Here is a 13970-nt window from a genome sequence, read left to right as displayed (position 1 = left end):
TCGGCAGAGCGGGTTCATGACGAACCCGCTGATCCCCCCCGCCGATCACAAGCCGGAGCCCGAGGACGCGCTGCCCGAACGGTTGGCGCGCGCCATTGCGCTGGCCGGACCGATCCCGGTGGCGCAGTTCATGGCCGCGGCCAATGCGCATTATTACGGCACGCGCGATCCGCTGGGCGCGGGCGGCGACTTCACCACCAGCCCCGAGATCAGCCAGATGTTCGGCGAACTGGTCGGCCTGTGGTGCGCTGACCTGTGGGACCGGGCGGGGCGGCCGGAGGCATATTGGGTCGAGCTGGGGCCGGGGCGCGGAACCCTCGCCGCCGATGCCCGGCGCGCCATGGCCAAGGCGGGCTTCCACCCCAGCATCCATTTCGTCGAGACCAGCGCCACGCTGCGCACCGCGCAGGGCGAGCGCGTGGCCGATGCGCAGTGGCACGACTCGGTCGAGACGCTACCGACCGACCGGCCGCTGATCGTCGTCGCCAACGAATTCTTCGACGCGCTGCCCATCCGCCAGCTCGTCCGTCGCGGCGAGGGCTGGCACGAGCGGCTGGTCGCGGCGCAGGACCTGCTCTTCCTCCCGATCGCGGGTCCCCCGGTGCCGGGCGAGATCATCCCCGAGCCGCTGCGCGAGGCCGAAGCCGGATCGGTGATCGAGGTTTCCCCCGCCAGCGTCGCGGTGATGCGCGCGCTCTCAGCGCGAATCGCCGCGCAGGGTGGCGCGGCGTTGATCGTCGACTATGGCTATGAAGGCCCCGCCATCGCCGACACGCTGCAGGCGGTGCGGGGCCATGCCTATGCCAACCCCTTCGACCGGCCCGGCGAGCAGGATCTGAGCGCGCATGTCGACTTCACGACACTCGCCGCCGCTGCGCAAGGGAGCGGTTTGGCCGCCTTCGGCCCGGTGACGCAGCGCGACCTGCTCGGCGCGCTCGGCATCGACCAGCGGACGGCCAGCCTCGCCCGGGCGCATCCCGACCGGGCCGACGCGCTGCTCGCCGATCGCAACCGGCTGATGCAGGACATGGGCACGCTGTTCCGCGCGCTGGCAGTCACCCGGCCCGACTGGCCGGTGCCTGCGGGCTATGGCGAATGATCGCCTATCGGGACGCCATGCCCGGCGATGGCGAGGCGCTGGCCGCGATGGCGCGCGCCGCCTTCACCGACACCTTCGGCCATCTCTATCCGCCCGCCGACCTGAACGCCTTTCTGAATGAAGCCTTCGGCCCCGAAGGCCTGCCTGCCCAAATCGGCCATGCCGACTTCACCATCCGGCTGGCAACCGAGGATGATGCGATCATCGGCTTCGCCAAGATCGGCCCCGTGGGTTTTCCCGGCGACTGGCCAGACGATGCGGTCGAACTCTATCAGCTCTATGTCGCCTCCAGCCATCTGGGCGCGGGCGTCGGCCCCGTCCTGATGGACTGGGCCATCGCCACGGCGCGGGCGCGCGGGGCGGGCGAGTTGATCCTGTCGGTCTATGTCGACAACCACCGGGCCAAGGCCTTTTATGCCCGCTACGGCTTTGTCGATATCGGGCGCTACGACTTTCCCGTGGGCGGGACGATCGACGAGGACCGGATCATGAGGCTGTCGCTATGACCATCGAAACCCTTCGCACGCCCCTGTTGGAGCCTATCGTGCACGGCTTTCTCGGACGGCGCGGCGGCGTGTCGGCAGGGATCCATGGCGGCCTGAACGTCGGGCTGGGTTCGGAGGACGATGCAGATTCGGTCGCCGAAAATCGCCGTCGCGCGCGCGATGCGGTGCTGCCCGGTTCGCGGCTGATCACCTGCTACCAGATTCACTCGGCAGAGGCGGTGACGCTGCTGTCTCCGCCCGAGGACGATGTCCGCCCGCATGGCGATGCGCTGGTGACGGACCGGCCGGGCCTGCTGCTCGGCATTCTGACCGCCGATTGCGCGCCGGTGCTGTTCGCCGATCCGCAAGCGGGCGTCATCGGCGCGGCCCATGCCGGGTGGAAGGGTGCACTGGGCGGGATCACCGATGCCACCTTGCTCGCGATGGAGGCGCTGGGTGCCCGGCGTGAGCGGATCGCCGCCGCCATCGGCCCGTGCATCGCCCGCGCCAGCTATGAGGTCGACGCCGCCTTCCTAGGCCGCTTCGCCGAGGCCGAACCCGAGAATGAGCGCTTCTTCGCCGATGGCACCCGCGCGGATCATTACCAATTCGACCTGGAAGCCTATGTCGTCCACCGCCTGGCCGCCGCAGGTGTCGCGCGCGTCGCGGCGCTGGGTGAGGACACCTATGCGCAGGAGGACCGCTTCTTCAGCTTCCGCCGCGCGACGCACCGCAACGAGCCCTCTTACGGCCGCCAGATTTCGCTGATCGGCCTCGCCTGAGCCTCGCCAAAGCCGTTCGCCGCGTTATCCTGGGGACATGGCCGCCGACAGAGCGGCATCCGTTCCCGAGGAGACCGACATGCCGACCGAATCCGATCTGACCGGCGTCCCGCCGCAAGACCCGACCACGGCCGCCAAGAGCGATGTGACCAGCATCGGCGACCGCAAGCTGAAGCCTTCCACGCTGATGATGGGTCATGGCTTCGACCCGGTGCTGTCCGAAGGCTCGCTGAAGCCGCCGATCTTCCTGACCTCGACCTTCGTCTTCCCCAATGCGGCGGCGGGCAAGCGGCATTTCGAGGGCGTCACCGGCAAGCGTCCCGGCGGCGCTGACGGCCTGGTCTATTCGCGCTTCAACGGACCCAACCAGGAAATCCTGGAGGACCGCCTCGCCATCTGGGACGAGGCGGAGGATGCCCTCACCTTCTCCAGCGGCATGGCGGCGATCGCCACCCTGTTCCTGTCGATGGTCCAGCCGGGCGACGTGATCGTCCATTCCGGCCCGCTCTATGCCGCGACCGAGACGCTGATCGGGCGCATCCTGGGCCGGTTCGGCGTCCAGTGGCTCGACTTCCCTGCGGGCGCGACGCGCGAGGAGATCGACGCGGTGCTGACCAAGGCGGCGGGCATGGGCCGCGTGCCGATGATCTATCTCGAAAGCCCCGCCAACCCGACCAACGCGCTGGTCGATATCGAGGCGGTGGCGGCCGCACGCGATGCGGTCTTTGCCGGTCACGCCGAGAGGCCGCCGATCGCGATCGACAACACGTTCCTCGGCCCGCTGTGGCAGCGTCCGCTCAAGCACGGGGCCGATCTGGTCGTCTATTCGCTCACCAAATATGCGGGCGGCCATTCGGATCTGGTCGCGGGCGGCGTGCTGGGGTCGAAGGCGCACATCGCCACCATCCGTTCGATGCGCAACACCATCGGCACCATCTGCGACCCCAATACCGCCTGGATGCTGCTGCGTTCGCTGGAGACGCTGGAGCTGCGCATGAGCCGCGCGGGCGAGAATGCGGCCAAGGTCTGCGCCTTCCTGCGCGATCATCCCAAGGTCGAGCGGGTCGGCTATCTCGGCTTTCTGGAAAGCACGCCGGGGATGGAGCGGCAGGCGGACATTTACCGCCGCCACTGCACCGGCGGCGGATCGACCTTCTCGCTATATCTGAAGGGCGGCGAGGCGGAATCCTTCCGATTCCTCGACGCGCTCCGCATCGCCAAGCTGGCGGTCAGCCTGGGCGGGACCGAGACGCTGGCCAGCCACCCCGCCGCCATGACGCACCTCTCGGTGCCCGACGAGCGCAAGGCGGCGCTGGGCATCACCGACAATCTGGTGCGCATCTCGATCGGGGTCGAGGATGCCTACGACCTGATCGCCGATTGCGAACAGGCACTTGCGGCGATCTGATCGTTCAGGCGGCGGCGAGCGCGGTGTAGAGCCGCGCCGTCAGCCGCCCCAGCGTCGCGCGGAACAACGAAGTATCGTTCAGCGCGCGGGACAGCACGACCGCGCCCTGGATGCCGCTGACCACATCCTGCGCCAGCGTGACGGCATGATCCTCCGCCACGCCGCCACGCACCAACAGCGTTTGGAGCGCGGCGATCCAGCGCCGGAAATAGCCCGCGATCGACTCGGCAAAGGGATCACGCGTCGCGCCCAGTCCCCAGGCCCCGATCAGGCAGGCCCGCTGCCCCGAGCGGAAATAGCGGTCGACCTCGACCATCATCGCATCGATCCCGGCGCGCGGATCGTCGGCCTGCTCCAGCGGCGTGAAGATCGCGGCATCGAACCAGCCAGCGACATCGGCCAGCACGGCGGCGGCCATCTCCTGCTTCCCGCCGGGAAAGAAGTGGTAGAGGCTCCCCCGCCCCAGCCCGGTCGCGGTGCCGATCAGCGACAGGCTGGCACCCGCATAGCCATATTCGCGAAACACCTCGGCCAGCCCCGGCAGTGCGTCGGCGCGCTCGGCGATCATCCGCGCCATGGTCAGAGGCCCAATTCGCTCAAGCCGGGATGATCCGCCGGGCGGGTGCCGAGCGGCCAGTGGAACAACCGTGCCTCCTCGCTGATCGCCAGATCGTTGATCGACGCGATCCGCCGCCGCATCCGGCCGTCCTCGGCAAAGTCCCAATTCTCATTGCCATAGGATCGGAACCACTGCCCCTGCGCGTCATGCCATTCATAGGCGAAGCGCACCGCGATCCGGCTGTCCTGATGCGCCCAGATTTCCTTGATGAGCCGATAGTCCTGCTCGCGTTCCCATTTGTCCCGGAGGAAGGCGACGATCGCGTCGTGCCCCGCCAGGAACCGGTCGCGGTTTCGCCAGGGGCAGTCGGGCGTATAGGCCAGCGCGACCCGTTCGGGATCGCGGCTGTTCCAGGCATCTTCGGCCGCGCGTACCTTTTGCATGGCGGTTTGGGTGGTGAATGGTGGCAGGGGCTGGCGCATATTCACGTCCCTTCTCGACCAGAAAGATCAGTCTTTATCGATTGGTACAATTGGAAAACGGCCGAGGCAAGCGCCATGGTCATTGGGATGCCAGCAAATAATTGAGCTGGGACGTCGCGCAGGTCCATCGACACTCCGCGATCCATAGCCTTGAGTTCGCGGTGGAAAAACCACCGGGCCCGATTCTGGTACCATAGCAGTTACACAAGGACCTTAAGGGTTCGTTTCCACTCCGGCGCTTAGTGTAAAATGATGCTTACGGCTCATCAGATCGACCTTGTCCAGGACAGCTTCGCTGCGGTCCTTCCCCTTACGGACCAGGCGGCTGCCGAATTCTATCGCCGACTTTTCGCGCTGGCGCCCGACACCCGTCCCCTGTTCGGGAACGACATGGAGGCGCAGGGACGCAAGCTGTTCCTGACATTGGCGACGGTCGTCGATGCGCTCGACCGGCTCGACACGGTCGTTCCGGTGGCGCGCGAATTGGCGATTCGGCATGTCGGCTATGGGGCCAAGCCCCATCATTATGAGGCGGTCGGATCGGCGCTGATCGAAACGCTACGTGTCGGGCTGGGCGGCGGTTTCGACCGCGATACCGAGGCTGCGTGGGGCGCGGCCTATGCCATTCTGTCCGAGACGATGTTGGCGGCTGCGCGCCAGACACCGCACTGATGGCGCAACAGGCGTCGCCCGTCGCGCCGAGCCTGGATGCGCACCTGAGTGATATCGCGGACCGCCTGATCGATATTGCGGGCTGCGTCGCGTCGGAAGCGGAAGCCGCGACCGCCGGCGTCCGGGGCATGGGCGATCAGGCCGAGCGTGTGGCGTCACTCGCCGCAAGTCTGGAGGCCGCGGCAGGCGTCATGGCTGACGCCGTCAAGCAACAGGCCGAAGCCCTGGCACTGGCGCGCGAGTCGCTCTCTGCCAACAAGCCGATCGTGGACACGCTGGACCAGTCGATCGGTCGAGTCGCCTCGATCAGCGCCGCCATCGCCACCATCGCACAGGAAAGCCGAATCCTCAGCCTGAATGCCCGGATCGAAGCTGCTCGGGCCGAATCGGGGGCCAGCGCCTTTACCGTCGTCGCAACGGAAATGTCGGTACTGGCGACCCGGACCAAGACGGCCACCGACGATATCGGGGCCAGCGCGCTGTCCATCGCGCATGATATCGGCGCGGCCGGAGACATGGTGGCGGCCTATGAGATGCTGGTCAGCGAGCAGGACGAACTGCTGACCCGTTCGCTCGATCACGCCGCCGAGCAAAGCGATGCGGCACAGGAATTGGCGACGATCACCGCCGAGGCGGTCGGGACCATCGATCAGGCGGCCTCTGCGATCGGACGGGTCGGTGCCCATGCCGTGGCCGTCAAGGTTCTGGCCCGTCAGCTTTCTCGCCTGAGCCGTCGCGGCGATCACAAGGCCGACGGATAACCCCTCACCCATTTGAGCGACGAACAGCCGCTCTCATTACCGCGCCGTTCTTCCTTATCCCAGATAACGAAAAGGCCCGGCGTCGCATCGCTGCAACGCCGGGCCTCTACGCCCGAAAAGGGAGGCTTATTCAGCCGAGGGGGATCAGCCCTCGTTCTGCAGGTTGACCGCTGCGTACTTGCCGCGACGATCGACCTCGATCTCGAACTGCAGGCGATCGCCTTCGTTCAGCGAGCCCATGCCGGCGCGCTCGACGGCCGAGATGTGCACGAACGCGTCGGGCTGTCCGTCGTCGCGCTGAATGAAGCCGAAGCCCTTCATCGCGTTGAAGAACTTGACCGTACCAGTCGCCTTCTCACCGGTCAGCTGACGCTGCGGAGCGCCGCCGAAACCACCGGCCGCACCGCCGCGGGGACCGCGATCACGGTCGCCGCCGAAACCGCCTTCGCGCGGCTCGCGGGGGGCACGATCCTGGACCGGCATCGGCTCGCCTTCGATCTTCAGTTCGGTGGCCGAGATGCGGCCGCCGCGATCGACGAGGGTGAAGCCGAGCGGCTGGCCTTCGGCCAGGCCGGTCAGGCCCGCCTGCTCGACGGCCGAGATGTGAACGAACACGTCTTCGCCGCCGTCATCGCGCACGACGAAGCCGAAGCCCTTCTGCGCGTTGAAGAACTTGACGACGCCCGTGCCTTCGCCAACGACCTGGGGGGGCATACCGCCACCGCCGCCACGACCGCCGCCGAAGCCGCCACCGCCGCCACGGAAACCACCGCCGCCGCCGCCGAAGCCGCCGCGATCACCGCCGCCGAAGCCGCCACGATCGCCACCGCCGCCGAAGCGGTCGCCGCCACCGAAACCGCCGCCGAAGCCGCCGCCACCGAAGCGGTCACCGCCGCCGAAGCCGCCGCCAAAGCCGCCTTCATCGCCGCCGCCGAAATTGTCCCGCTTGTCGCGGCCACGCGAGCCGCGATTGCCCCGGCTACCTCTATCGAAACTCATAAGCCCTGTTCGTCTTCCCGGTTCGCCCGCAAATCCTGTCCTCAAGAACCGTGCGCCGGACGAAGAGCGCGGATCTTTTGGCGCCAAACCTTTTGCGCCTAGTGGGGATGCATAACGCAGAAGGACAGCCATCGCGAACGAAATCGTGCGAACCAGTCTCGCTTTGGCGCGAACGAGGCAGATTACGTCGGAATTGTGGCCGAAACTCCACAACATCTTCTTGCGAATCGGCGAATCACCGGCCGGCCCCTGCGAGCCTCTGTCGCGACCGCCTTTTCTCCGTCGCCCCGCCCGATCGCGGTTGAGGCTTGGCCCTGCCCCCGCTAGGGCAGACATCATGACCGTTCACCTGCACGAAGAAGACATTCCCGCCGATCTGTTCGCCCCCGGCGCCTCGATCGCCGTCGATACCGAGACGATGGGCCTCATCACGCCACGCGACCGGCTGTGCGTCGTCCAGCTGTCGGACGGCGGCCCCGACGAGCATCTCGTCCGCTTCGCGCCCGACAGCGACTATGCCGCACCGAACCTTCGCGCACTGCTCGCCGATCCGGCGCGGCTGAAGCTCTATCATTTCGGGCGGTTCGATATCGCCGCGATCCGCCATTATCTGGGTGTCGTCGCCGCGCCCGTCTATTGCACCAAGATCGCCTCGCGGCTGATCCGCACCTATACCGACCGTCACGGCCTGAAGGAGCTGGTCCGCGAGCTGCTCGGGGTCGAGCTGTCCAAGGCGCAGCAATCGTCGGACTGGGGTGCGCCCGAGCTGTCCGACGCCCAGCGCGAATATGCCGCGTCGGACGTGCGCTATTTGCACCGGATGAAGGTGGAGCTCGACAAAAGGCTGGAGCGCGAAGGCCGGATGGAACTGGCCCAGGCCTGTTTCGATTTCCTGCCTGCACGCGCCGAGCTGGATCTGGCGGGTTGGCCCGAGGTCGATATCTTCGCCCACGCCTGAATCATTGACGCCTGATCCGGGCACGATAGGGAGCCGTCATGTCCGAGATCGCCGACCGCGTCCGTACCCAGCGCCAGCATTGGGCCGCACCGGGCAGCCGTCACGACCGTTTCGTGACGCTGGCGCGCTGGATGCTGCCCAGCGCGATCGGCGTGCTGACGGCGTTCCTGGTGATGGCGCCGATCTATTCGTCCAGCGAAGTGTCCTTCGTCCTCGACAAGAAGAAGGTCGAGGTCGCGCGCGAGCGGATGAAGATCCAGGCGGCGGAGTATCGCGGCGTCGACGACAAGGGGCAGCCCTTCTCGCTCGACGCGGGCTCGGCGATCCAGCGCAGCTCGGCCGAGCCGGTGGTGCAGCTCAACAAGCTGTCCGCCGCCATCCGCCTGTCGGACGGGCCCGCCACGGTCAGTGCCAATTCGGGCCGCTATGACATGCGCACCGAACAGGTGCAGCTGGACGGGCCGCTCGATTTCAAATCGGCGGGCGGATATGATCTGCGCACGCATGACGCGACCATCGACCTGCAACAGCGGACTTTGGTGTCGGGCGGCGCCGTGACCGGCCAAGTGCCGCAGGGCAATTTCAGCGCGAACAAGATGCGGGCGGACCTGGAAAATCGTTCCGTCCGGCTGGAAGGCAACGCCCGCTTGCGCATCGTCCCGTAAAGCCCGAAATAGCCGCTCATGTACAAGCTCTTCGCCGCTGCGGCTCCGGCCCTTCTCGTCCTGGCAGTGTCCGCGGCCGCGCAGGTCAAGCACAACAGCCGCGCGCCCGTCGATTTCGGTGCCGACGTCATCGAGTTGCAGGACAAGCAGAACCGCGCCGTCCTGTCGGGCAATGTCTCGCTGCGCCAGGCAGAGATGACGCTGACGGCGGCGCGGATGACGGTGTTCTACACCGGCCAGGTGCTGGGCGGAAAGCCGCAGGTGTCGCGCTTCGACGCTTCGGGCGGGGTCGTCGTCAAGCGGCCGGACCAGACGGCGCGCAGCAACTATGCGATCTATGACCTCAACCGGCGGGTCATCACCATGCTGGGCAATGTCACGCTGACCCAGGGTGGCAATACGGTGAATGGCGGACGGCTGACGCTGAACCTCGACACCGGCCGCGCGGTGATCGACGGGTCGTCGGTATCGGGCGGCGCGTCGTCGGGCAATGGCGGCACCGTCAACCGCGCGCCGTCGGGCCGGGTCACGGGCACCTTCTCGGTCCCCGATCGCAACTGAGGCGTGACGCGGGTGCCATGCCCGCGCTAACGTTCGATCAGCTAAGGAAAGAAACGGGCCGATGGACATGGAAACCCCGATTCGCGAGGCAAGTCATCGCAACGCCCCCGTGTCGGAGCCGCCGGTCGCCAATGGCCTGCAGGTCGTGTCGATCGCCAAGAGCTATGACAAGCGCGTCGTCCTGACCGACGTGTCGGTGTCGGTCGGGCGTGGTGAGGTGATCGGCCTGCTCGGCCCCAATGGCGCGGGCAAGACGACCTGCTTCTATTCGGTCATGGGCCTGGTGAAGCCCGATTCGGGCCGCATCATGCTGGACGGCGAGGATATCACCGGGCTGCCCATGTATCGCCGCGCCATTCTGGGCCTGGGCTATCTGCCGCAGGAAACCTCGATCTTCCGGGGCCTCTCGATCGAGAAGAATATCCTGACCGTGCTCGAACTGGCCGAGCCCGACCCGGCCGAGCGCGCGCGCAAGCTCGACAAGCTGCTCGAGGAATTCGGCCTCACCCGCCTGCGCGCCGCGCCCGCCATGGCGCTGTCGGGTGGCGAGCGCCGCCGTGCCGAGATCGCCCGCGCGCTGGCCGCCGATCCGTCGATCATGCTGCTCGACGAGCCGTTCGCAGGGATCGACCCCATCTCGATCGCCGACATCCGCGATCTGGTGAAGGACCTGAAACGGCGCGACATCGGCGTGCTGATCACCGACCATAATGTCCGCGAGACGCTGGACATCGTCGACCGCGCCTACATCATCTATGACGGGCGCGTGCTGTTCAGCGGATCGCCGGAGGAACTGGTCGCCGACGCCAATGTCCGCCGCCTGTATCTGGGCGAGGGCTTTTCGCTCTGATCGCATGAGGACCGGCATTCCCTCTATTCCTCCCCTTGCAGGGGAGGTGGCAGGGCGAAGCCCTGACGGAGGGGTGTCCCGCCATCGAGAGGGCGATACATCCTTCGGATGGTCCCCAGCGGCAGGAATGGCCATATGAGCCTCGCCCCGCGTCTCGACATCCGCCAGTCGCAATCGCTGGTGATGACGCCGCAGCTTCAGCAGGCGATCAAGCTGCTGACGCTGTCGAATCTGGAGGTCGAGGCGTTCATCGCCGAGGAGGTGGAGAAGAACCCCCTGCTCGACGCCGGCGCGGTGCGCGAAGTGGCGACCCCCGAACGCCCCGAGCGCGAGGCGCCCGCCGCGGCCGACGAACTGGTCGCCGGGACGGCGCCCTCGGAAGACCGGGGCCTCGACCTGGATTACGCGACCGAGAGCCATCAGCAGGACAGCGTCGCCGACGGCGGCACCGGGCCGGACGGCGGCCTGTCGCTCAACGGGACGAGCGGCAGCGGCGGGCTGGGCGGCGAGGACGGGCCGGACTGGGACTCGCTGCCCGACGATGCGCCCAATCTCGCCGAGCATCTGGAGGCGCAGATTGCGCTGATCCTGTCCGGCACCGACCTGACCATCGCTGCGCATATCATCGACCAGCTGGACGAGGCGGGTTATCTGACCGTGCCGCTGGACGAGATCGCCGGGCGGCTGGGCATCCCCCTCCCCCGCGTCGAGTCGGTGTTAAAGGTGGTTCAGGGGCTGGACCCGACCGGTGTCGGGGCGCGCGATCTGGCCGAATGCCTGGCGTTACAGGCCAAGGAGGTCGACCGCTACGACCCGTGCATGGCCAAGCTGATCGCCAATCTCGACCTGCTGGCGCGCGGCGAACTGGTTCGGCTGAAGCGGATCTGCGGCGTCGACGACGAGGACATGGCGGACATGATCCGCGAGCTGCGCGGCTATGACCCGAAGCCGGGCTGCCGTTACGGCGGCGAGCCGTGCCAAGCGGTGGTGCCCGACCTGTTCGTCACCCGGACCAAGAATGGCTGGGGCATCGAGCTGAACACCGCCACCCTGCCCCGCGTGCTGGTCAACCGCCGCTATTACCAGGAACTGCGCCACGGGCCGCAGGACAAGGGGTCCAAGGCATGGCTGGCCGATTGCCTGGCCAGCGCCAACTGGTTGATGAAGGCGCTCGACCAGCGGCAGCGGACGATCATCCGCGTCGCGACTGAGATCGTGAAGCAGCAGGAAGCCTTCTTCCTCCACGGCGTCGCGCATCTGAAGCCGCTGACGCTCGCCCGCGTCGCCGAGGCGATCGGGATGCATGAATCGACCGTCAGCCGCGTGACGAGCAACAAATATCTCAGCTGCGCGCGCGGGCTGTTCGAGCTGAAATTCTTCTTCACCAGCGGTATCGCGGCGGCGGATGGCGGCGACGCCGTATCGGCGGAGGCGGTGAAAAGTGCGATCAAGACGCTGATCGCGAACGAGGGTGCCAAGATCCTGTCGGACGACACGCTGGTCGAGCTGCTCCAAGCCAAGGGTTTCGACATCGCCCGGCGCACGGTCGCCAAATATCGCGAGTCGCTGGGCATCGGCAGCTCGGTCCAGCGTCGCCGCGCCCGCGCTTTGGCGGGGTGACATCGCCCGCCGCTTGAACACCGCGCCAAGTGTATTACATCGAGCATACACAAGATTGCGAGGCCAGGCCGATGGGCAAGAAGAAGCACAAGAAAAAGCAAAAAAAGGCCAAGCTGGACGAACAGCCGGGCACGTCCTCCGGCCCCTCGTCCCTGCACCGGATCGGTCAGACGCTGCTCGATCAGGCGCGGAGCCCGGCCGGGCGGCAATTGCTCGCCACCGGGCTGATCGTCGCGGCATCAGCCCTCGCGCGCGAGACGACGAAGCGGCCGAACGACGGCGCGGCATCCTCGCCCGAGCCGACCCAGCCCGAGACACCCGAGCCGCCACAGGAAGGCGGAACCACGAAGTCGGGCATGTCCGAGGTCGTCGCCTTTGCCGGCATGGCGCTATCGGCGCTGGACCAGTTCATCCACCGCTCTCCGTCCGACACGAAGGGGTAAAAGCGGCTCTTCAGGGGGGACGAGTTCGCAGACTCTCCCGTCCCCCCTGGGCGACATGGTCATCAGGTTCGGCCCTTGGCCTTCGACTTCGCTCAGGCTGAATGGGGTTGTGTATCCAGAACCATTCTTCGCTCCGCTCCGCCTGAGCCCGCTCCGCCTGAGCGAAGTCGAAGGCCACGCCGATCCCCAGACGCAGATCGAAACACCGTCAAAGGTGGAAGGTAAATCGGGGGGAGCGACCCAGTCGCTCAACCCCCGGCACCGACGCGCGATGCCGGTTTTCCCGGCGGCTTCCACTCCTGCTTATAACTATCGTTGAAGCGCGGCGATGGGACAGCCTAGGCCGATGTACGGCGGAAGCAAGACAAAAAAAGGGCCGGTCGTGAGACCAGCCCGTGAAAGTTTTTTAGGAGAGGATGCCTGAAAGGCCCGCTCTCTATGCCGAGGACGGACGATTTACACAAATGCAACCTCATCAATTTTGGTTGCACATTTTGCATTCGGCCCGCCAGCGTGATCGATACTAGGATTTGCGAGCCTCTGCCGTGCAATATGCTTTGATCGAAATCAGGATGTTGCCGCTATTTATATCCTGCTCCCCGGATTTCACCTGTCCAATCTTTGGACGATTTTGGCCACTGATCGATGCCATTCGTGAACATCACTCAAATATAAAATCCGTCATAAACCATCTAAATTCGGTCCGATGCTGCACAGAATGGTTGACCTCCTGCGATTGACGGTTAGGTCACATGAAAACAACAGGAGCGTATCATGGCCGACGACCCTATCGATGTGAATGCCGTAGAACTGGCAACTGAGCTGACCATTGCATGGTTGGGCAATCCCAATACCCGCACCTCCTCGGAAGAGGTTCCGGCGTTCCTGCACAAGATGCACGAGACCGTGTCTTCGCTTCTGGGCAGCGCGCCACAGGCGACCGATGTCGAAGCGCCGACCGAATATGTTCCGGCCGTGTCGGTTCGCAAGTCGCTGGCGTCGAAGGATCACATCGTCTCGATGATCGACGGCAAGCCGTACAAGACGCTGCGTCGTCATCTGGCCACCCATGGTCTGACGCCGGAAGAATATCGTGAGCGTTACGGCCTGAAGCCGGATTATCCGATGGTCGCCGAGAGCTATTCGGAAAGCCGTCGCGCAATGGCCAAGAAGATCGGCCTGGGCCGCAAGCCCGGTCCGCGCAACGCGGCGGCCGCCCCCGCCCCGCGCAAGTCGCGCAAGAGCGAGGCCGCCGACGCCGAGTAATCGCGTCGCGATCGATGGATGAAGAACCCGCCCGGCTGCCCATGCTTTTCTCCCGAAGCATGGATGGTCGGGCGGGTTTCCTTTGGGCACGGCACTCATCTTGGCGGATACGCATTGCAATTGAAGCGGCACCGTCCACCAGCGATGACGGGACGTGATTGATCTTCCGCTTGGGCCGGTCGTTGCCGAACTATCCTGCCTCCCCACCGGGGGCCGACCGCCATGTCGGCGCGGCCATCACGCTCGACCCCCTGTTTACCCAGCATGTCGCCGATCTGTGAGGCGCGGCACATGGCGCGGACGGGTCATGGGCCTATCTGAAATACGGGCCATTCCCGACCCGGCATGACCTTACAACCC

General features: G+C 66.2%; 16 protein-coding genes. 13 read left to right on the top strand and 3 right to left on the bottom strand.

Features of this window, described 5'->3' with window-relative positions; genetic code table 11:
• Positions 1 to 16: 16 nt before the first annotated feature.
• From ACWKSV_RS14840 to ACWKSV_RS14825, 4 genes are all read left to right on the top strand, one after another.
• Complete coding sequence (locus ACWKSV_RS14840; protein ID WP_076714646.1) at positions 17 to 1099, top strand: class I SAM-dependent methyltransferase; 1083 nt, start codon at positions 17 to 19, stop codon at positions 1097 to 1099.
• The gene (locus tag ACWKSV_RS14835) at positions 1096 to 1605 is read left to right on the top strand and encodes a GNAT family N-acetyltransferase (protein WP_056432183.1); all 510 of its coding nucleotides are present in this window, start codon (positions 1096 to 1098) and stop codon (positions 1603 to 1605) included. Before ACWKSV_RS14840 ends, ACWKSV_RS14835 begins: the two co-directional genes overlap by 4 nt.
• Positions 1602 to 2366 (top strand): peptidoglycan editing factor PgeF, encoded by a 765-nt coding sequence (pgeF, locus tag ACWKSV_RS14830; RefSeq protein WP_076714644.1) that lies wholly within the window; start codon positions 1602 to 1604, stop codon positions 2364 to 2366. The genes ACWKSV_RS14835 and pgeF overlap by 4 nt, the downstream gene beginning before the upstream one ends.
• Positions 2367 to 2445: 79 nt before the next feature.
• Positions 2446 to 3774 (top strand): cystathionine gamma-synthase family protein, encoded by a 1329-nt coding sequence (locus ACWKSV_RS14825; RefSeq protein WP_076717842.1) that lies wholly within the window; start codon positions 2446 to 2448, stop codon positions 3772 to 3774.
• A 4-nt stretch (positions 3775 to 3778) separates the two neighbouring features.
• On the opposite strand, the gene ACWKSV_RS14820 is transcribed toward ACWKSV_RS14825, so the two are convergent.
• Together ACWKSV_RS14820 and ACWKSV_RS14815 are read right to left on the bottom strand one after the other, a co-directional pair.
• Positions 3779 to 4351, bottom strand: a complete 573-nt coding sequence (locus ACWKSV_RS14820) for a TetR/AcrR family transcriptional regulator (RefSeq protein WP_076714642.1) — start codon at positions 4349 to 4351, stop codon at positions 3779 to 3781.
• Between the two features lie 2 nt (positions 4352 to 4353).
• Positions 4354 to 4776, bottom strand: a complete 423-nt coding sequence (locus ACWKSV_RS14815; RefSeq protein ID WP_483666808.1) for a nuclear transport factor 2 family protein — start codon at positions 4774 to 4776, stop codon at positions 4354 to 4356.
• Positions 4777 to 5064: 288 nt separating this feature from the next.
• On the opposite strand from ACWKSV_RS14815, the gene ACWKSV_RS14810 reads away from it, so the two are divergent.
• Positions 5065 to 5487 carry a globin family protein gene (locus ACWKSV_RS14810; protein WP_201780537.1) on the top strand — a complete coding sequence of 141 codons (423 nt, stop codon included), beginning with the start codon at positions 5065 to 5067 and terminating at the stop codon, positions 5485 to 5487.
• Positions 5487 to 6248, top strand: a complete 762-nt coding sequence (locus ACWKSV_RS14805) for a methyl-accepting chemotaxis protein (protein WP_076714638.1) — start codon at positions 5487 to 5489, stop codon at positions 6246 to 6248. Before ACWKSV_RS14810 ends, ACWKSV_RS14805 begins: the two co-directional genes overlap by 1 nt.
• 144 nt (positions 6249 to 6392) lie before the next feature.
• Here the strand turns inward: ACWKSV_RS14805 and ACWKSV_RS14800 are convergent, their stop codons facing one another.
• Positions 6393 to 7247 carry a cold-shock protein gene (locus ACWKSV_RS14800; RefSeq protein WP_076714637.1) on the bottom strand — a complete coding sequence of 285 codons (855 nt, stop codon included), beginning with the start codon at positions 7245 to 7247 and terminating at the stop codon, positions 6393 to 6395.
• A 337-nt stretch (positions 7248 to 7584) separates the two neighbouring features.
• On the opposite strand from ACWKSV_RS14800, the gene ACWKSV_RS14795 reads away from it, so the two are divergent.
• The 7 genes from ACWKSV_RS14795 (at position 7585) to ACWKSV_RS14765 (ending at position 13610) form a co-directional block, all read left to right on the top strand.
• A complete protein-coding gene (locus tag ACWKSV_RS14795; RefSeq protein ID WP_042487278.1) occupies positions 7585 to 8205 on the top strand; it encodes a ribonuclease D in 621 nt (206 codons plus the stop codon).
• A gap of 38 nt (positions 8206 to 8243) precedes the next feature.
• Entirely contained in the window at positions 8244 to 8870 is a 627-nt protein-coding gene (gene lptC, locus ACWKSV_RS14790) for an LPS export ABC transporter periplasmic protein LptC (RefSeq protein ID WP_056432199.1), read from the top strand.
• A gap of 18 nt (positions 8871 to 8888) precedes the next feature.
• On the top strand, positions 8889 to 9431 hold the full coding sequence (locus ACWKSV_RS14785; protein ID WP_076714634.1) for an LptA/OstA family protein: 543 nt from the start codon (positions 8889 to 8891) through the stop codon (positions 9429 to 9431).
• Between the two features lie 67 nt (positions 9432 to 9498).
• Positions 9499 to 10281, top strand: a complete 783-nt coding sequence (gene lptB / locus ACWKSV_RS14780) for an LPS export ABC transporter ATP-binding protein (RefSeq protein ID WP_380772688.1) — start codon at positions 9499 to 9501, stop codon at positions 10279 to 10281.
• A 135-nt stretch (positions 10282 to 10416) separates the two neighbouring features.
• On the top strand, positions 10417 to 11901 hold the full coding sequence (rpoN, locus tag ACWKSV_RS14775; RefSeq protein ID WP_076717840.1) for an RNA polymerase factor sigma-54: 1485 nt from the start codon (positions 10417 to 10419) through the stop codon (positions 11899 to 11901).
• Positions 11902 to 11972: 71 nt separating this feature from the next.
• Positions 11973 to 12344, top strand: coding sequence for a hypothetical protein (locus ACWKSV_RS14770; RefSeq protein ID WP_076714632.1), 372 nt, complete (start codon positions 11973 to 11975; stop codon positions 12342 to 12344).
• A 774-nt stretch (positions 12345 to 13118) separates the two neighbouring features.
• Positions 13119 to 13610: a Ros/MucR family transcriptional regulator gene (locus tag ACWKSV_RS14765; protein ID WP_056432212.1), complete on the top strand. Its 492-nt coding sequence runs from the start codon at positions 13119 to 13121 to the stop codon at positions 13608 to 13610.
• Positions 13611 to 13970 lie beyond the last annotated feature (360 nt).

The organism is Sphingomonas sp. SphC10 (assembly GCF_057004845.1).
The sequence above is the reverse complement of the archived record's forward strand: the minus strand, read 5'-3'. Positions and strand labels throughout refer to the sequence as shown.